Below are 17,144 nucleotides of genomic sequence, written 5' to 3'. Positions count from 1 at the left end.
AAGCTAATGTTAGATTTGAATAAGGAAAGAGAGGCTTTTCTGAATACCTTCCAATATTACAAAGGAAGAAGAGACATTATTTTTAGTAATGAGCATGAACTGTTTATGACTAGATCAAACAATCCTTCTGAAATTGCTCAGAAAGAAATAAGCAACATGAATAGACGTTGGGATGCTTGGCTTAGATGTGCAAAGCATCGTGATGCAGAGCTAGAAAAAGCCAAAGCTCAGGCGGTGCCAGAGAAAAAGATTTACTTAACCTGTGAGCAATTATATGCAGCAGCAAACTTTGGTGCACCAAACAAAGATCCAGAACTTTTAGAAACTGAATTAACAATTGCTTGGTTTGATGAAGCTCATAGCGGCAGTGGTTACTACGTTTATATAAGTGAGTATCCAGAAGAAGGTGCAATGAAGTTGGAAAGCGAATCAGGAGCTGAGGGATGAGTGAATTTAACTTTGAGCAACTTTATCTAATGGCTCTCATGAATAGTAAAAAGCCAAAGTACGTTTTGAATTGGGTTCATGTATCCAGACATGGGCCAGGTGCGACAAAAGCTACAGAAATTTGTGAATATTTTGGGATAGATCCAGAAGGCACTGATTTTAGAAAAGCGGAAAGTAAGGAGGGGTAAATGGAGATTGATCGTCGAGTACGTGCTAAAGAGTTTATGATGCTAATGTCTATTGGCCGGACTAAATTCTATCGCATGATAAAGAATGGTGAAATTCCTCAACCTATCAAGGTAAGTGACAAAGAGGTATTTTGGCACGAATCTAGTGTTAAGAAAGTTGTCGAAAAACACAAAGATAATTCTGATATGATAGCCTGCTAATTGCAGGCTTTCTTTTAAGTCGAGTGTGTTTAAAAACGGGTAATTAAACGGGTAACACTCTAGCCATTTAGAATTTAATTGATCATTTTCAAAAGGTTAAGATGAACAAGATAGTTGTAAAGAAACATAATGGCGGAACCATCGCACAAAACAAACGTGCCCGTCATGATTATTTTATCGAAGAAAAATTTGAAGCTGGCATGTCTTTACTAGGCTGGGAAGTAAAATCTTTACGTGCCGGTCGTATGAGTTTGACAGAAAGTTATGTCATTTTTAAAAATGGTGAAGCATTCTTATTTGGTGCTCAGATTCAACCACTCCTTTCTGCATCTACACATATTGTGCCGGAAGCTACACGTACACGAAAATTATTATTATCTCGTCGTGAACTTGAAAAGCTTATGGGTGCAGTGAACCAAAAAGGTTATTCGTGCGTTCCATTAGCATGTTACTGGAAAGGTCATCTGGTTAAGCTTGAAATTGCACTCGTGAAAGGTAAACAACTTCACGATAAACGAGCGACTGAAAAAGAACGTGACTGGCAACGTGATAAAGCACGTATATTTCATAAGTAATAGACTAAAAAGCCTCTTTATAGAGGCTTTTTTATTTTTCACTAATTTAATCTATATAAAAGCCCAGCAATATATTCACCAAACCATTTAGCAGTATCTAAATCACCTTGTGGGGGTGTAATTTCAACAGGTGCATTATCTGATTGAGTCATCAACCCTAAACAGCTCGATAAACGGTTTAAATCGGTTTCAGTATGGCCTGTTGTCATTAAAGGTAAACCTGACCACAACATGCCGTGCTGCATCGCAAAAATGTTAAGTTGTTGCAGAACCGCCAGTTTATCACCACTTAAACCGCCCGAATTTGCAAAACCCGCTGCTAACTTACCCTGCCATAAACGATTTTTCCAACGTTTAGATGTACTATCCATAAACTTTTTAAAATCGGCAGTTACACTTCCCATATAAGTTGGGGAACCAAAAATAATGCCCTGTGAGGCATCTAAAACATCCCAATCAATATGCTCAATATTCATCACATGTACTTTGACGCCCATCACTTCGGCGCCACTTGCGATAGCAGACGCTACCTTTGCAGTGTGACCATAGGGACTGTGATAGACAATAGAGAGATGTTTTTCAGGCAAAGACATAAGCTTAATATTTTGAGCGATTTTTTCTATTTTATCATTTTATTAAAACTTGCTAAACCTTCCTCTATAAACATGAAATCTCAGTACTTGCCTTAATTTCTTGAATAAATATGGAAAATTCAAAATAAAAAACTCTCTTATGCTATTTTGAAATTTAAACAACATAAGAGAGTATTATTACAACAATCATATCCTTAAGAAGAAATATGATTTTTCAAAACTACATAAAAACAAAAGTTGCCATACGGCCAGTTTTAGCCTCACGGCGGTAAGAAAAATATTCATCTTGCTGTTGGTATGAACACTGATCTCCCCCTAAAACTTTTTCAACTCCTAGGCTCTGTAAGATAAAACGAGCAATTGCGTACAAATCAGCATGAAATTTATTTGGAGCTGCCCCATCAATAAATGCAGTTTCCAATTCAGGATATTTACTACAAAAAGCAGTTTTTACCTCTGCTCCAATTTCAAAGCAAGGTTGACTAATCGCTGCACCCAACCATGCCCATGTTGGAGAGCTCTGCATTGCAGCGACTGTATTTTCAATAATACCTCCCGCTAAACCTCGCCACCCTGCATGTAAGTTAGCAATTTCTGTACCTTCAGCATTACCAAGCACGACAGGTAAACAATCGGCTGTCATCATCATTAACGCATGACCTTTGGTTTGCGTAATCAAGCCGTCGCCAATTAAAGCTGTAAAAGGAATTTGTTCATTTACTGTATGGCAAATCGTGCTATGTGTTTGGGTCATCCATGTCATTTTTTTAACCCCAAACTGAGCAAATTCATCTAACAGCATCATCCGATGCTGCTGGACACGCTGAGCTTCGTCTTTAACGTGCAAAGCAAGATTAAAACCTGTTAGCTCTGTTTGCTCTGTTGGCAATGCCAAAGGGTGTTGAACTCGTGTCTGCCCTACGAATACGCCTTGAGGTAAACCTTGAACAAATTCCATATACCAGTCCTTAATATGCAGCGTTTTCTGTACGTAAAACATTAACCAACTGCGTAAAATCTTCAGGCCATGGTGCTTCGAATAACATTTCTTCACCAGTACGAGGATGTTTTAAGCCCAATTTAGCTGCATGAAGTGCTTGGCGTTTAAAACCGCGTAAAGTTTCGATGAGTAACTCAGACGCCCCTGCCGGAATACGTACACGGTTCATATAAACTTGGTCACCGACCAAACCATGTCCAATATAACTAAAGTGAACGCGAATCTGGTGGGTACGGCCAGTCTCAAGTTGCGCTTGTACACGGGTAAAGTCTCTAAAACGCTCTTTCACGTTATAGTGCGTTACAGCATCACGCCCACCCGGCAAAATTGCCATTTTTACACGGTCAACCGGATGTCTTTTAATCGGCTCATCGATTGTGCCACCTGCAATAATATTGCCATAAGTGACTAAGTCATAAATACGATAAACAGATTTATCTCCTAATTGTTTACTCAAAGAAAATTGTGCTTCGAGATTTTTAGCAACAACTAGTAAACCACTGGTATCTTTATCAATACGATGTACTAGACCAGCACGTGAAAGCTCGGCTGACTTGGGTGAATGGTAAAGCAAAGCATTGACCAAAGTACCCGAGGTATTACCTGCGCCAGGATGAACCACCATACCTACTGGTTTATTAATGACTAAAATATCTTCATCTTCGTAAACAATATCGAGTGGAATATTTTCTGGTTGACTGTTGGTCTGTGCTTCAAGCTCAACATTTAAAGTTAGCGTTTCATTGCCTTCGCAGCGATATTTAGGTTTGACAATGTTACCATTTACCAACAGATGACCTTCTTTCATCCATTGTTTAAGTTTTTCGCGTGAAAACTCACTCCACACCATGGCTGCCACTTGGTCGATACGTTGCCCTAAGTAGCTTTCATCTAACTGAACTTGCAACGATAAACGTGTTGCAGTTGTATCAGAAGTATGGTTATCTGCATCCTCAGAATCTTCTAGTAAATTGAAGTCTGTTTCAGAGAAGTTTGTGTTTGAAGATTGTGCTGAAGTCATTTGATCATTTAGATAAAAGTGGTTTAATAGCGCAATTGTAGCTCATTGCCCAACATAACAGAGGAGTTTTTATGTCGCTACCACGTTATAAAATTACGATGCTTGCCTTATCTTTAGGTGTAGCGTCTGCATTTGTGGGCTGTAGCAGCAATCCAAGTAAAAAAGAAGTGGTCGATACTGGCCCTCAATCTAGTGAACAAGCATATTTTGACAAGGCTCAAAAAGCTCTTGATCGTGGTCAATATCTTGACGCTACCAAATCTTTAGAAGCGATTGATACTTATTATCCAACTGGACAATACGCACAACAAGCACAACTTGAACTTCTCTATTCAAAATTTAAGCAAAAAGATTATGAAGGTGCGATTGCACTCGCAGAACGTTTTATTCGTTTAAATCCTCAGCATCCAAATGTAGATTATGCTTACTATGTACGTGGCGTATCTAATATGGAGATGAACTACGATAGTTTGTTGCGTTACACCTCTTTGCAACAATCTCATCGTGATGTGAGTTATTTAAAAGTTGCATATCAAAACTTTGTTGATCTTATTCGTCGCTTCCCAAGTAGCCAGTATTCTGTCGATGCAGCACAGCGTATGAAGTTTATTGGACAAGAGCTTGCTGAAAGTGAAATGAATGCAGCGCGTTTTAACGTTAAACGTAAAGCGTGGATTGCCGCGGCTGAACGTTCACAATGGGTGATTGAACACTATCCACAAACACCTCAAGTACCAGAAGCTTTAGCAACTTTGGCATATAGCTATGATCAATTAGGTGATAAGGCAACTTCGCAACAATACATCGAAGTTTTAAAACTTAATTATCCGAGCCTTGTCAATAAAAACGGCACTGTCAACATGCGTGCTGCACGTAAAGAAGGTAACTGGATCAACCGTGCAACCTTAGGTATTCTTGGTCGTGAATCTAAGTCTGTAACACCAGATACGACTACTTCTTCTGAAGCTGAACCAAAACGTAGTCTACTAAACCGCGTAAGCTTTGGTTTAATTGGTAACTCGGGTAAAGAAGAAACTGAAGAAACAACTAACACACCTGTTGAAGCACCAAAAAGTGAACGTAGTTGGACTAATCGCTTAAGCTTCGGTTTATTAGATAAACCTGAGCCAAAAGCAGCAGAAGGCGCAACAATTGCACCAGCAACATCTTCGAGTGAAGCACCGAGTGCCTCACCAGCAGATAACGAAGCAGATGACGCTGCTCAATAAGCAATAAAAGCTTAAAAATAACCAACAAACAGGCAAGTAATATCACTTGCCTGTTTGTTTTTATAAAATAGTAAAATATTTATCGGGCATATCTCGATTCATCATGTCAGAATAATCTGACCTATCGCATCATTAGTTTAAACACGGTTATCTGAATTATGGCAATTCCACAGCATACGATTGATCAGATCTTAGATCGCACAGATATTGTCGATCTGATTGGTCAACGTGTGAAACTGAAAAAAACCGGACGAACTTATTCTGGTTGTTGCCCTTTTCATCAAGAGAAAACGCCTTCTTTCCATGTTTACCGCGATAAACAGTATTATCACTGCTTTGGCTGTCAGGCGAACGGAAATGCTATTCGCTTCCTAATGGACATTGATAACCGAAACTTTATTGATGTGATGAAGGAATTATCGAGTAATACGGGAGTCGAATTACCAAAAGATAATACTGATAATAAAAAACTGTCTTATACACGCCAAGTTACAAAACCATCAACACCGCCCAAAACGGTTGCTGAACCGACTACTCAAGCACCTATAGAAGATCAGTACAATACGTTTGAACCCGTATATTTTGATGATCCCTTTGCCCAGTTTGAACAGCCATTTAGCTTTGATGAGCCAGTACAAGAAGGTAATTTATATGACCTTCTAGAAAATGTTGCCCAGTTTTATGAACATCAATTACCGACTAGTCAAAAAGCTAAAAACTACTTTAAGCAACGTGGTTTAAGTGACCAGACTATTCAGTTCTGGCGTTTAGGTTATGCTCCTGAAGACTGGCAGCATCTAGAAAAAGCTTTCCCTTATGATATTGAGGGCTTAAAGCAGCTTGGCCTCATCCGTTCAAGTGACAGTGGTCGTGACTTCGACCTTTTACGTGATCGTGTTATTTTTCCAATTCGGGACCCTAAAGGCCGTGTAGTTGGCTTTGGTGGTCGTGCGCTCAATGATGAAATTAAGCCTAAATACATCAACTCGCCCGATTCGGAAGTATTCCATAAAAATCAATTACTGTATGGGCTATATGAAGGTCGAAAATTAAAAGCAAATGACTGGTTAATGGTCGAAGGATATATGGATGTCATTGCATTACAGCAATATGGCATTACTGGTGCAGTTGCGACTTTAGGAACAGCAAGTAATACCGAACACCTTAATATCTTATTTAAACAAAATAACCGGATTACGATTGCTTTTGACGGTGATGCTGCAGGTCAAAAGGCCGCACGCCGAACTTTAGAAATTGCATTACCCTTACTCAATGATGGTCGTGAGCTCAAATTCTTTGTATTGCCAAATGACCATGACCCTGACTCTTTAATCCGCCGTGAAGGGGTGGAAAATTTCCAGAAGCTTCTACAGCAAGCTCCTTTACTTTCTGACTTTGTTTTTGCTCATCTTACTGGGCAACATGACATTAGTACGCCCGAAGGTAAGAGTCTTGTTATGGGCGAATTAAGAGAATTGACCGAGTTATTGCCAAAACAAGGGTCTTTTCGCTATCTACTAACCCAATCTTTCCGTGAAAAATTAGGCTTAGGTAAGCGCTTCACTCCACAAATTAGCCACGATGCATCCCTATCTTTTAATATTCAAACGAAAGATGAAGACTTTGCAATTGCAATTTTGATGCACCATCCGTTTCTTTATATTCATTTTGAAGGATTACGGGCTTATATTCCTCAAGATGAGTTGTTGGCTAAAATATTAGCAATTTTAAACCGTATATTTGACGAATTGCCTGATGACCAAGAACTAGCTACCTATTATGTTTTAGGTGCTTGTAGCAGTTATTGCCATGAAATTGCAGATATTATGCAAAGGACCAATATTCAAGCCTTAACTCAAGCACCGGAAGTAGCAGATAAACTCGCAAAAGAATATGCTTTAGGCTTACAAGAAAGATATTTACGTCAAAAACTAAAATCTAAAATCTCATTAGTTGAGTCAAGAAACTTAAGACAACAACTCAATGAACTTACCAAACAAATTAGCTTAAGACTTCTTTCTTAACGTTTGGGTTTTCGCTCATGATCAAATACATCCTGTAAATGCTGCTGTAACCATTCAAAATAGTCTGGGCTCTCTGCTTTTGCAGCTTCACGCAACAACATAGAGGTCGGATGTATTAGTTTTTGCGTCAAACGATGGGCAAATTGCTGCAACACTTGCTCAGGATTTCCACCATGATGCAGAGCCTCTAATGCATGGGTAAGCTCTCGCTGGCTAATTTCTTCACTATGTTGGCGATAAGCATGAATTGTACTGCCCGCCTCTTTGACTTTTTGATGCGTAATTAGCTGGGTGGCTAACTGATTAACCATCACCTCAGCTTCAACAGCCGCTTGACGACGTTGAGCCAAGTTTTCATCAATCACACTTTGTAGATCATCTACACCGTATAAATACACCCCATCAAGCGACTCTACTTTAGGGTCAATATCACGCGGTACAGCTAAATCGACCATTAACATTTGCTGATAACGGCGTTTTTTTAATGCAGTTTTGACATCTGCATAAGCAATAACCTGATGCAAACTACCCGTACAACTTGAAACAACATCGGCACGATATAGATTCTCAGCCAAATCTGAAAAATCAATAATCTCAACTTCAACTTGATGTGCAATTTCTTGGGCCAATTGATCAGCACGTTCACGGCTACGATTACAAACAATTATCTTGGCAACGCCCATTTCGGCTAAATGCTTGGCAACAAGGCTGTTCATTTCGCCTGCAGCAACCACCATAACCGTTAGTTTTTCAGGTTTACTAAAAACCTGTAAAGCGAGCTGCGCAACTGCATAACCCATTGAAACGGCATGACTACCTACAGCTGTTTCAGAGCGCACACGTTTAGCGGCGTAAAAAGCGTACTCAAATACACTATTTAATTCTGGAGAAACTGTTTGCGCTTCTTTAGACAATGCTAGAGCACTTTTCACCTGCCCTAAAATTTGCGGTTCGCCCAACATGAGTGAGTCCAAACCACTTGCTACACGCATTAAATGTGTGATGGCTTGAGCATTTTCGTAACGATAAACATGATGAATTAACTGCTTTACATCAATATTATTGGCATCGGCTAACCATTTCAGAAGGCTTTCGGCATCTTCCGCCATGGCGTAGACTTCTGTACGGTTACACGTTGAGACAACCACTAAGTCTTTTAAAGACTCGTGATGACGTTGTTCGGCAAGCAAATTACTTAATCGCTCTGCATTGAAAGCAATTTGCTCGCGGAGTTCTACAGAAGCTGTTTGATGGTTGACACCCAATGCAAAGAAAGACATATCAGATCATCATTTCGCTAAATTTATGCTATTGTGCAACATCGGTGTCATAAAAAGCATTACTTTGGATCAATAAAAATTGCGTCAAATGAATAGCCGTATTAATTTTAACGGTGCTTCGATAAGACAGTATTCTACCACATTCTTATTGTTAGGTAGCATGTCCTCATATGTCTATGCACGTCCAGTGCAAGAGACCTATGCCGTGCATTCATTTGATCAGGCTTTACAGCAGAGTATGGTTGCTGAATTTGCCTTAGCTTATGACGATATTCCCACAGCACTGCACAATTACACAGTGCTTGCGATAAAAAGCAACTCAACAACAATTAAACAGCGTGCATTAGACGTTGCACTTGAATATAACGACTTACAAGCTGCCCTAAATATTGCAACACATTGGGTTGTTCAAGAGCCTAAAGATGTCCCTGCTCTATTTTATTTATCGCATATTGCACTAAAAACACACGAATATCAGCTTGCTGCCGAGACTTTAGATAAAATTTTAAAAATAGATCCAACTGCCGATCTTGAACAAATTTTGGCAAGCATTGCACCTGAAAATGCACAGGATCGAGAAGTTTTATTAACCGCTTTACGTTCTAGTGCAGAGAAAGACAACCCATCCATCTTAGCGCTTATTGCCAACCTAGAAGCACAAAATGGTCAGTTAGAACCGGCCTTAAGTACCATTAATCGCGCACTACGCCGTCGCCCTAAAGTGACCAGCTTTATCTTAATGAAAGCCAATTTACTAATCGCACTCAGTGATCAGGAAGGTGCTTTAAAATGGTATGCAAAATCAAGCCGTAAATATAAGAAAAACCTAGATATTCGCCTAGCCGAAGTACGTTATCTCATCCAGATTAATCAACCCCAGCTTGCTCTTGAAAAATTAGAGAAAATTATTGAAAGCAATCCTCATGCTGAAGAGGCTTTGTTTATTGCTGGTTTAACCAGTATTGACCTTAAGCAATATGACAAAGCAGAACAATATCTGGTTGATTTACGCAACTCTGCAAAATATCAAAATGAGGCGTATTACTACTTAGCGATTAATGCTGAAAGAAAACAACATTATGAAACTGCTAAAGCTTACTACCGTTTAGTCGATGGTAGTTTGTATATTGTTTCAAGACGCAATCTCATTGCGATCTATGATAAACAAGAAAACTTACACGACGCTTTACGCTTTTTAACCCAAGAGCGAGTCAATTATCCTCAGCATGCAAGCTTTCTTTACCAAGCTCAAGCTGAAATTTTAAAGAAGATGGGCAATAAAAAAGCTGCATTAAATTTATTAGATGAAGCGATCAAAAACTTACCAGATGATCCGGAGCTCATCTATGCAGAAGTTTTATTATTAGACCCTTATACTGACCGCGATAAACTCGATAAAACACTCAAACAATTATTGCAGTTAGAACCCAATAGCCCAACGTATCTAAACGCCTATGCTTATACATTAGCTTTGCAAAATCGTAGGCTTAAGGAAGCACGTCAATATGCTGAACAGGCTTTAGAATATGCCCCAGAACAAGCTTCTATTCTGGATACGCTAGGCTATATCGCATTTTTACAAAATGATTATGAAGCGGCTGCGGAAGCTTTAGGCAAAGCATATGAACTAAGTCATAACATAAATATTGGCATTCGTTACGCTAAGGCACTTTATATGCAAGGATCATTAACTCAGTTCAGTGCCGTGTTACAACAACTGAAACAAAAGCACGCAAATGATCCACAATTACAACAACTTGATGCGTTAATTTTACCTACATCTGCAAAAAAGAGTTAAATTTATGAGCAAACTTGCCCAACTGTGCACAGCAATCTGTGGATCAAGTGTTTTATTTTTAACCGGTTGTCAGCATTTTACTCAACCTAAAGCTGCAGTTACCCACCAAGTACAAGACGAAAAACACTTCAATTTACAAGGTAAAATTGGAGTACGCACTCCCCAACAAACTGGTAGTGCATTCTTTACATGGATTCAACAGCAAGACAATTTCGATATCGAATTAAGCGGTATTTTAGGTGTTGGAAAAACACAAATTCAGGGTAAACCTGGTGAAGTTACTCTAAACAGTGCTAAAACTGGACTGATTACGGCTGCATCTCCTGAAGAACTTTTAGAGCGTGCAACTGGCTGGCAAGCACCAATTACTCATTTAACCAGTTGGATTTTAGCGAAACCTGCAACTTTAAGTGCTCAAATTAGTAAAGATAATGCAAATCGTGTGAGCCAACTCATCGAAGATGGCTGGACAGTTAATTTTAGTTATGATGGTGAACAAACTCTACCAAATAAACTGGTTTTAAAGCAGGCTCTTGCTGAAGATAAAGAAAACCGTATTACAATGGTGATCCAAAACCGCTAATCCTTATTATATAAATCTATGATTCGAGTACCTTCTCCAGCTAAGCTCAACCTGTTTTTGCATATCACAGGACGACGTGAAAATGGTTACCATGAACTACAAACCATTTTCCAACTTATTGATTTATATGACTGGATGACATTTACGCCTATATCTGAAGATGAGATTCAGATTGAAGGTTTAGGTGAGGTTCAACTTGAGCAAAATCTGATTTATCGGGCGGCACAGATATTACGCCCTCACACTCAAAATCCTTGCGGACTCCATATAAAAATTGAAAAAAATATTCCGATGGGTGCTGGTTTAGGTGGCGGTTCTTCCAATGCAGCAACGACGCTTATTGTCTTAAATCAATTATGGCAATGTGGTCTAACTGAAGAACAATTAGCTCAGTTCAGTGTCAAGCTTGGTGCCGATGTTCCAATTTTTATTTATGGGTTAAATGCATGGGCTGAAGGGATTGGTGAACATTTATCATTCATAGACTTAGATCAAAAACAATTCATTGTTTTAAAACCTGATTGTTTTATCAGCACTCAACTGCTTTTTTCACAAAAAACATTGACAAGAGATTCTAAGCCCACTACATTTTGCGCCTATCAGTTAGAACCTTCTAATTTCGGAAATAACTTTGAGCCTTTGGCTAGAGAGTTATACCCTGAGGTTGAAGAAGCAATGCAATATCTCGATCAGTTTGGTCATGCAAAGCTTACAGGTACAGGTGCTTGTGTTTTTGCTGAGGTAACCGATGAAATGAATGTTGATGACATTCTTAAACATGCACCATGTAAAGCTTACTTGGTACATAGTTTAAAAGAATCTCCTTTACGTCATTTTAAAGTTGCAAGTTAGGGGCGTCGCCAAGTGGTAAGGCAGCGGGTTTTGATCCCGCCATCCGTTGGTTCGAATCCAGCCGCCCCTGCCATTTTCCACCTGTAATGATGATTGTATTAGGGGCGTCGCCAAGTGGTAAGGCAGCGGGTTTTGATCCCGCCATCCGTTGGTTCGAATCCAGCCGCCCCTGCCATCTTAATACAGCATCGAATTTAGGGGCGTCGCCAAGTGGTAAGGCAGCGGGTTTTGATCCCGCCATCCGTTGGTTCGAATCCAGCCGCCCCTGCCATTCTCTTATTTAAAAGACAGACTTAATTGCCTTGCTTTTTGTTGATTAACCTTGACATTGCATTGCAAAAATATTAAAGTTCTGCCGCATTAGGGGCGTCGCCAAGTGGTAAGGCAGCGGGTTTTGATCCCGCCATCCGTTGGTTCGAATCCAGCCGCCCCTGCCATCTACTTCATTACATACCAACCGCCAAGGGTGCTTCATGCCCAATCTTGTCGTTTTTAGTGGAAATGCTCATCCACAGTTCGCTCAAAAAGTCGTAAGTCACTTACATATCCCTCTAGGTGCTGCATCAGTCGGTCAGTTCTCTGATGGTGAAATTTCAGTAGAAATTACTGAAAATGTTCGTGGTAAAGACGTATTTATCGTTCAGCCTACTTGTGCTCCAACCAATGACAACCTTATGGAAATCTTGGTTATGGCAGATGCTTTGCGTCGTGCAAGTGCTGGTCGTATTACTGCTGTTATCCCTTATTTTGGTTATGCTCGCCAAGACCGTCGCCCACGTTCTGCACGTGTGCCGATCACAGCGAAAGTTGTTGCAGACATGCTTACCACTGTTGGTATTGACCGTGTCGTAATGATTGACTTACATGCTGACCAAATCCAGGGCTTCTTCGATATTCCAGTCGACAACATCTACGGTACTCCTGCTTTGCTTGCTGACTTACGTCAACAACAACATGACAACCTTATGGTGGTTTCTCCTGACGTTGGCGGTGTTGTACGTGCTCGTGCCGTTGCTAAACAGATGGGTGATATCGATTTAGCAATCATCGACAAACGTCGTCAAAAAGCCAACGAGTCGCAAGTTATGCACTTGATTGGTGACGTAAAAGATCGTGATTGCGTTATCGTAGACGACATGGTTGATACAGCTGGTACATTGTGTAAAGCAGCTGATGCGCTTAAACAATTCGGTGCACGTCGTGTTGTTGCTTACGCAACTCACCCTGTACTTTCAGGCAAAGCAATTGAGAACTTACGTAACTCTGTTATTGATGAGTTAGTTGTAACTGACACAATTCCTCTTTCTGAAGAAGCATTAAACTTAGGCAAAATTCGCCAAGTTTCTGTTGCTAGCATGGTTGCTGAAACGATTCGTCGTATTAATAACGAAGAGTCTATCAGCGCGATGTTCGATAGTTTATAATATTGCAGCTTTTTTCTTAACCCTAGCTTTGGCTGGGGTTTTCTATCACTAAACTGGTCGCAAGTTTAGTTTATTTAATCTTTAATGAGGATTTATCTCATGGCAAACTTCGTATTAAACGCTCAAGCGCGTGCTGAAGACAAACAAGGGAAAGGTGCGAGCCGCCGCCTTAGTCGCGAATCTTTAGTTCCAGCTATCATCTACGGTGGTAACGCTGAGCCTGTAGCAGTTACTTTAGAACTTCGTGAGCTTGTAAAAGCTTTAGAAAGCAACGCTTTCTTTGAAGAAGTTGTTGAAATCAAAGTAGGTGACAAAGTTGAAAACGTTAAAATCCAAGCGTTACAACGTCACCCAGCTAAAAACACTCCTATACACGCTGACTTCAAACGCGCATAAGTGTTTAAAGGCGTAGATTAGTGTCAAATATTTCGCTAATTGTTGGTTTGGGCAATCCTGGTTCAGAATATGCCCAAACCCGCCATAATGCAGGTTTCTGGTTCGTCGAACAGCTTGCAGATAAATATGGCATTACATTAAAAAATGATCCAAAATTTCACGGAATCAGTGGTCGTGGTAATATAGAAGGGCACGATGTTCGCTTACTTCTACCTATGACTTATATGAATCGTTCCGGACAAAGTGTTGTTCCTTTCTCAAAGTTCTATCAAATTGCTCCTGAAGCAATTCTGATTGCTCATGATGAACTTGATATGAACCCTGGTGTAATTCGCCTCAAAACAGGCGGTGGACACGGCGGTCATAACGGTTTACGTGATATTGTCCCGCATATTGGCCCAAATTTTCATCGTTTACGTATTGGTATTGGACATCCTGGCTCAAAAGAAAGAGTTTCTGGACATGTGCTCGGGAAAGCACCAAGTAGTGAACAAAGCCTGATGGATGGAGCAATTGATCATGCTCTCTCTAAAGTAAAGTTACTTGTTCAAGGGCAAGTACCACAGGCCATGAATCAAATTAATGCGTATAAACCAGCTTAAATTGTTGAACAATCAAGCTTGCTATCTTGCTTTTTTAGGAGCAAAATGCGCATCAGCCACCTAGCCGGCGGCAAAGGCGAAAGATTTCACCATAAGATCTTCATCTTAGGTCTACTCAGGAGACGCTAGCCATGCTATCTCGTTTATTAAAATGCAAAATTCACCGTGCAGTTGTAACCCATGCTGAACTTCACTATGAAGGTTCTTGTGCAATTGATGGCGTATTGATGGACTTAGCTGGTATTCGTGAATACGAAGAAATCCACGTTTGGAACGTAACTAATGGCAAGCGCTTCACAACTTACGCAATTCGTGGTGAAGATAACTCTGGCATTATTTCAGTAAATGGCGGCGCTGCACACCAAGCAGATGTAGGCGATTTAGTTATTATTGCTACTTTTGGTGATTTCACAGAAGCTGAAGCAAATGCCCATAAACCACGCTTGGTATATGCAAACCCAGATAATACAGTCAATCACACAGCGAACTGTATTCCGGTGCAAGTTGCCTAATTAAAGATTTAAAAATAATAAAAAGCCCGTAAATACGGGCTTTTTTTATAAGACTTTATAAACTTCTGGCAGTTCCCTTCCACCAGCTCTGTTGCTGCTTACAATTTAGAGGCTGTAGCTCTTCTCCACGTAAATCAAATAAAATCGCCTCTCCTTTTGCATTTACCTTAAATTCAGCATATTTCGCTTTCTCATAGCAATGAGCTAAGCCTTCGGCAAATAAGAAACTGCGAGAAGCTGGGTACAAAGATTGATAGTGATTGTCCGGATTTTTTAAAATTAAATTCTGCTCATTAGATAAAGATTTAGGGTCTAAAACCGTACGGATTACTCGATTTCGTGAATCTAAAATAACTTTTGCTGGAACAGAAGCATGATTAAAAATCACCTGATCTAAAGCTTCACTTTCACTTCCTGTCAGAGCTTTGAGAGATTGTAAATTTAATTCATAAGCCAACGCCATGTAGTCTCCTTGTAGAATAGAACGGGGATCAACTGGTTTCAGCTTAATAAAAATACTTTTACTCTGATGCAGGTGCCATTCATTTTTCATCACTAAACCTGCAAAAAATAAAACAGTGACTATTGCAAGCATAAGAGAGAAATACTTTTTCATTACTTTTCTCCCTCAATACAATTAATTTTAGCTTCTTTCATAAGTAGCCCATATAGAGCCAGCAATATAATGCCCGACACCAAGATTGATGCACTTTTAGCTAAAAAACTTAATTGTAAACTGTAATAAAGTTGCCAAAGCACAAAGGCAAATACTACGAGCGTAACACCATAAACAATGCGATCTTTATTTTTTAAAGCCCATGTCAAAATAACAAATAAGATGAATACTTCAAAATAGCCGAGTGCAATAAGTAATATGCCAAAAACTAAAAAGGCAAAAAAAGTTATACCGTGAAGTTGCCGATAGAGAAAGAAAAAACTAAAGCATAATAACCATACGCACGGCAATGCATAAAGGAACCATAGTGACTGATCAGCCGAATCAACAAGTGCTAATCCTATAAAGGTATCAAAGAATGAACTCACCCAAATTACAACGAGCGTACATAAGAAGATACTCCGCTTATACGATACGACCGCTTTACTTCCTATCAGTAGTACCGAGCTAAAAACCAAATAGTTAAGTAAGACTAAATTTAAATAAGTCTGAGTAGAGTTTAAGGACCATAATGAATGATCCATTTGTAGTAGATAGATTACTGCTATACCATAAGTTGCAAGCATTTGAATTAAAATAAAGAACCAGTGAGGCTTAAGAAAATAACTAATACATAAAATAAAGATCTGGGCAATCAATACCCATAAAATTTGATCTGTTTCAGAACCAAGATGAAATAAAAAAGCAGTCTGTCCACTCACAAATAAACAATATGCAAACTGCCGGATGAAATAACTTTGCGATTTTGTTAGTAAAGTTATAGCTACAGCAACAAAGATGATTCCAATAATTAAGGAAATAGTATCCCAAAACACCAAAGTAAATGCTGCAAGCGCTAGAGCAGCAAGCCAAGCACCAATTGCCAAAGGAATGATATAAAAACGGCTTTGACGGAAAATCTTGATTAAGAAATAACTAATGAGTGCAAACCAAGTAAAAATAATCCCCGCGATCAGTAAAAAGATGAACTCATTAGAATCTTTAAATAGTTGATTAATACCATCCACAAGCCATATGGTAGCCGTCACACCAAGAACAGCAGCCATTAAACTGGCACACAACTGATCACCTTTATTAAAAAAATAATAAAAAGCGATGATTCCTAAAAAAAAAGCCGAGATCAGATAAGGTAAATTTTCACTTGATAAGAATTGGATCATCCCTGTTATTGAAATAACAGCAAACCAAGCAATAAAAATAAAACGTAAAGCCGTATATTTCTTTTGACAGATCCAAAACTGCACAAGACTTAATAGATTTAGAGCAAAAAGATAAAGATAGGGAAATTTTTCTGCCCAGAAAGTCTGTTTAAAAAATAAAAAAAGGGCGAGTTGGCTTGTGATACAAATTAAAGCAAAGATTCCAATATTTGGTCGATATAGCCACGGCAATAAAAGCAAAGTCCAAATCAAGAAAAGTAAATAACTGTCTGCACCAGTTTGATAAACTTGCCCAATTACAGCCAAACTCAAACCGACCATTAAGCCGCAGATGCCATGTAAAGTTTGCCTTATTCCCTCACTTAAAGTCTTTTTGATACTCACCCAAGCTGTCATAAGTAATATAACAGGTGGAATAATGAGTTGAATGCTATCTGGAAGCATCAACCAATTAGCAGCAATTAAGTACAGAATACTGAGCGCCATAAATACATAACTGAAAATATGGAGATGCTGAATAAATAAAGTATTCCTAAAAGGATAATAATCTCTTATCTGCATGAAACACCTGTTTTATTTATAA

The 17,144-nt window shown here is 39.3% G+C and carries 19 protein-coding genes and 4 tRNA genes; 17 read left to right on the top strand and 6 right to left on the bottom strand.

The window, feature by feature from the left end; all coding sequences use genetic code 11:
• Positions 1-6: 6 nt before the first annotated feature.
• From EGT34_RS15260 to smpB, 4 genes are all read left to right on the top strand, one after another.
• A complete protein-coding gene (locus EGT34_RS15260; RefSeq protein WP_031979412.1) occupies positions 7-447 on the top strand; it encodes a hypothetical protein in 441 nt (146 codons plus the stop codon).
• Complete coding sequence (locus EGT34_RS15255; protein ID WP_001288762.1) at positions 444-635, top strand: hypothetical protein; 192 nt, start codon at positions 444-446, stop codon at positions 633-635. Before EGT34_RS15260 ends, EGT34_RS15255 begins: the two co-directional genes overlap by 4 nt.
• Entirely contained in the window at positions 636-836 is a 201-nt protein-coding gene (locus tag EGT34_RS15250; RefSeq protein WP_000401870.1) for a helix-turn-helix transcriptional regulator, read from the top strand. It begins immediately after the preceding gene.
• 101 nt (positions 837-937) lie between these two features.
• The gene (smpB, locus tag EGT34_RS15245) at positions 938-1,411 is read left to right on the top strand and encodes an SsrA-binding protein SmpB (protein ID WP_001033994.1); all 474 of its coding nucleotides are present in this window, start codon (positions 938-940) and stop codon (positions 1,409-1,411) included.
• A 41-nt stretch (positions 1,412-1,452) separates the two neighbouring features.
• Here smpB and EGT34_RS15240 read toward each other — a convergent pair whose 3' ends face one another.
• From EGT34_RS15240 to rluD, 3 genes are all read right to left on the bottom strand, one after another.
• A complete protein-coding gene (locus EGT34_RS15240) occupies positions 1,453-2,004 on the bottom strand; it encodes a flavodoxin family protein (protein ID WP_000056378.1) in 552 nt (183 codons plus the stop codon).
• 220 nt (positions 2,005-2,224) lie between these two features.
• Complete coding sequence (gene pgeF / locus EGT34_RS15235; RefSeq protein ID WP_000397529.1) at positions 2,225-2,962, bottom strand: peptidoglycan editing factor PgeF; 738 nt, start codon at positions 2,960-2,962, stop codon at positions 2,225-2,227.
• A gap of 10 nt (positions 2,963-2,972) precedes the next feature.
• Positions 2,973-4,025: a 23S rRNA pseudouridine(1911/1915/1917) synthase RluD gene (rluD, locus tag EGT34_RS15230; protein ID WP_000199621.1), complete on the bottom strand. Its 1,053-nt coding sequence runs from the start codon at positions 4,023-4,025 to the stop codon at positions 2,973-2,975.
• A gap of 71 nt (positions 4,026-4,096) precedes the next feature.
• Between rluD and EGT34_RS15225 the strand changes: the two genes are divergently transcribed.
• Positions 4,097-5,254: an outer membrane protein assembly factor BamD gene (locus EGT34_RS15225; RefSeq protein ID WP_000056813.1), complete on the top strand. Its 1,158-nt coding sequence runs from the start codon at positions 4,097-4,099 to the stop codon at positions 5,252-5,254.
• A 158-nt stretch (positions 5,255-5,412) separates the two neighbouring features.
• Positions 5,413-7,278 (top strand): DNA primase, encoded by a 1,866-nt coding sequence (locus EGT34_RS15220; protein ID WP_001007229.1) that lies wholly within the window; start codon positions 5,413-5,415, stop codon positions 7,276-7,278.
• Here EGT34_RS15220 and hemA read toward each other — a convergent pair.
• Positions 7,275-8,558: a glutamyl-tRNA reductase gene (gene hemA, locus EGT34_RS15215; RefSeq protein ID WP_000007419.1), complete on the bottom strand. Its 1,284-nt coding sequence runs from the start codon at positions 8,556-8,558 to the stop codon at positions 7,275-7,277. The two genes, EGT34_RS15220 and hemA, sit on opposite strands and share 4 nt — an antisense overlap.
• Before the next feature lie 88 nt (positions 8,559-8,646).
• On the opposite strand from hemA, the gene EGT34_RS15210 reads away from it, so the two are divergent.
• The 11 genes from EGT34_RS15210 (at position 8,647) to panD (ending at position 14,725) form a co-directional block, all read left to right on the top strand.
• Positions 8,647-10,356 carry a tetratricopeptide repeat protein gene (locus EGT34_RS15210; protein ID WP_001088484.1) on the top strand — a complete coding sequence of 570 codons (1,710 nt, stop codon included), beginning with the start codon at positions 8,647-8,649 and terminating at the stop codon, positions 10,354-10,356.
• A 4-nt stretch (positions 10,357-10,360) separates the two neighbouring features.
• Positions 10,361-10,939 carry a lipoprotein insertase outer membrane protein LolB gene (lolB, locus tag EGT34_RS15205; RefSeq protein WP_000039823.1) on the top strand — a complete coding sequence of 193 codons (579 nt, stop codon included), beginning with the start codon at positions 10,361-10,363 and terminating at the stop codon, positions 10,937-10,939.
• An 18-nt stretch (positions 10,940-10,957) separates the two neighbouring features.
• Positions 10,958-11,791 (top strand): 4-(cytidine 5'-diphospho)-2-C-methyl-D-erythritol kinase, encoded by an 834-nt coding sequence (gene ispE, locus EGT34_RS15200; protein WP_000621867.1) that lies wholly within the window; start codon positions 10,958-10,960, stop codon positions 11,789-11,791.
• Positions 11,790-11,864: transfer RNA gene (locus tag EGT34_RS15195), tRNA-Gln, on the top strand. Before ispE ends, EGT34_RS15195 begins: the two co-directional genes overlap by 2 nt.
• 27 nt (positions 11,865-11,891) lie before the next feature.
• Positions 11,892-11,966, top strand: a tRNA-Gln gene (locus tag EGT34_RS15190).
• A gap of 21 nt (positions 11,967-11,987) precedes the next feature.
• Positions 11,988-12,062 (top strand) — tRNA-Gln (locus EGT34_RS15185).
• Positions 12,063-12,153: 91 nt separating this feature from the next.
• Positions 12,154-12,228: transfer RNA gene (locus tag EGT34_RS15180), tRNA-Gln, on the top strand.
• A gap of 36 nt (positions 12,229-12,264) precedes the next feature.
• Positions 12,265-13,215 carry a ribose-phosphate pyrophosphokinase gene (locus tag EGT34_RS15175; RefSeq protein ID WP_001133287.1) on the top strand — a complete coding sequence of 317 codons (951 nt, stop codon included), beginning with the start codon at positions 12,265-12,267 and terminating at the stop codon, positions 13,213-13,215.
• 99 nt (positions 13,216-13,314) lie between these two features.
• Positions 13,315-13,611 (top strand): 50S ribosomal protein L25, encoded by a 297-nt coding sequence (rplY, locus tag EGT34_RS15170; RefSeq protein WP_031974819.1) that lies wholly within the window; start codon positions 13,315-13,317, stop codon positions 13,609-13,611.
• Between the two features lie 20 nt (positions 13,612-13,631).
• Positions 13,632-14,213 carry an aminoacyl-tRNA hydrolase gene (pth, locus tag EGT34_RS15165; RefSeq protein WP_000065594.1) on the top strand — a complete coding sequence of 194 codons (582 nt, stop codon included), beginning with the start codon at positions 13,632-13,634 and terminating at the stop codon, positions 14,211-14,213.
• A gap of 131 nt (positions 14,214-14,344) precedes the next feature.
• Positions 14,345-14,725 carry an aspartate 1-decarboxylase gene (panD, locus tag EGT34_RS15160; RefSeq protein WP_000952664.1) on the top strand — a complete coding sequence of 127 codons (381 nt, stop codon included), beginning with the start codon at positions 14,345-14,347 and terminating at the stop codon, positions 14,723-14,725.
• A 55-nt stretch (positions 14,726-14,780) separates the two neighbouring features.
• Here panD and EGT34_RS15155 read toward each other — a convergent pair whose 3' ends face one another.
• Together EGT34_RS15155 and EGT34_RS15150 are read right to left on the bottom strand one after the other, a co-directional pair.
• Positions 14,781-15,341 carry a GDYXXLXY domain-containing protein gene (locus EGT34_RS15155; RefSeq protein WP_000759827.1) on the bottom strand — a complete coding sequence of 187 codons (561 nt, stop codon included), beginning with the start codon at positions 15,339-15,341 and terminating at the stop codon, positions 14,781-14,783.
• The gene (locus EGT34_RS15150; protein ID WP_024437616.1) at positions 15,341-17,122 is read right to left on the bottom strand and encodes a DUF2157 domain-containing protein; all 1,782 of its coding nucleotides are present in this window, start codon (positions 17,120-17,122) and stop codon (positions 15,341-15,343) included. Before EGT34_RS15150 ends, EGT34_RS15155 begins: the two co-directional genes overlap by 1 nt.
• Positions 17,123-17,144 lie beyond the last annotated feature (22 nt).

The organism is Acinetobacter sp. FDAARGOS_558 (genome assembly GCF_003937785.1).
Lineage (GTDB): Bacteria > Pseudomonadota > Gammaproteobacteria > Pseudomonadales > Moraxellaceae > Acinetobacter > Acinetobacter baumannii.
This window is presented reverse-complemented; position numbering and strand designations above follow the sequence as displayed.

Excerpts from the sequence above, each read along its gene's own strand:
- EGT34_RS15255 (WP_001288762.1), top strand. The coding sequence starts at position 444 with ATGAGTGAATTTAACTTTGAGCAACTTTATCTAATGGCTCTCATGAAT.
- lolB (WP_000039823.1), top strand. The coding sequence starts at position 10,361 with ATGAGCAAACTTGCCCAACTGTGCACAGCAATCTGTGGATCAAGTGTT.
- hemA (WP_000007419.1), bottom strand. The coding sequence starts at position 8,558 with ATGTCTTTCTTTGCATTGGGTGTCAACCATCAAACAGCTTCTGTAGAA.
- EGT34_RS15225 (WP_000056813.1), top strand. The coding sequence starts at position 4,097 with ATGTCGCTACCACGTTATAAAATTACGATGCTTGCCTTATCTTTAGGT.
- ispE (WP_000621867.1), top strand. The coding sequence starts at position 10,958 with ATGATTCGAGTACCTTCTCCAGCTAAGCTCAACCTGTTTTTGCATATC.
- smpB (WP_001033994.1), top strand. The coding sequence starts at position 938 with ATGAACAAGATAGTTGTAAAGAAACATAATGGCGGAACCATCGCACAA.
- EGT34_RS15240 (WP_000056378.1), bottom strand. The coding sequence starts at position 2,004 with ATGTCTTTGCCTGAAAAACATCTCTCTATTGTCTATCACAGTCCCTAT.
- EGT34_RS15260 (WP_031979412.1), top strand. The coding sequence starts at position 7 with ATGTTAGATTTGAATAAGGAAAGAGAGGCTTTTCTGAATACCTTCCAA.
- EGT34_RS15220 (WP_001007229.1), top strand. The coding sequence starts at position 5,413 with ATGGCAATTCCACAGCATACGATTGATCAGATCTTAGATCGCACAGAT.
- EGT34_RS15210 (WP_001088484.1), top strand. The coding sequence starts at position 8,647 with ATGAATAGCCGTATTAATTTTAACGGTGCTTCGATAAGACAGTATTCT.
- rluD (WP_000199621.1), bottom strand. The coding sequence starts at position 4,025 with ATGACTTCAGCACAATCTTCAAACACAAACTTCTCTGAAACAGACTTC.
- panD (WP_000952664.1), top strand. The coding sequence starts at position 14,345 with ATGCTATCTCGTTTATTAAAATGCAAAATTCACCGTGCAGTTGTAACC.
- pgeF (WP_000397529.1), bottom strand. The coding sequence starts at position 2,962 with ATGGAATTTGTTCAAGGTTTACCTCAAGGCGTATTCGTAGGGCAGACA.
- EGT34_RS15150 (WP_024437616.1), bottom strand. The coding sequence starts at position 17,122 with ATGCAGATAAGAGATTATTATCCTTTTAGGAATACTTTATTTATTCAG.
- rplY (WP_031974819.1), top strand. The coding sequence starts at position 13,315 with ATGGCAAACTTCGTATTAAACGCTCAAGCGCGTGCTGAAGACAAACAA.
- EGT34_RS15155 (WP_000759827.1), bottom strand. The coding sequence starts at position 15,341 with ATGAAAAAGTATTTCTCTCTTATGCTTGCAATAGTCACTGTTTTATTT.
- EGT34_RS15175 (WP_001133287.1), top strand. The coding sequence starts at position 12,265 with ATGCCCAATCTTGTCGTTTTTAGTGGAAATGCTCATCCACAGTTCGCT.
- EGT34_RS15250 (WP_000401870.1), top strand. The coding sequence starts at position 636 with ATGGAGATTGATCGTCGAGTACGTGCTAAAGAGTTTATGATGCTAATG.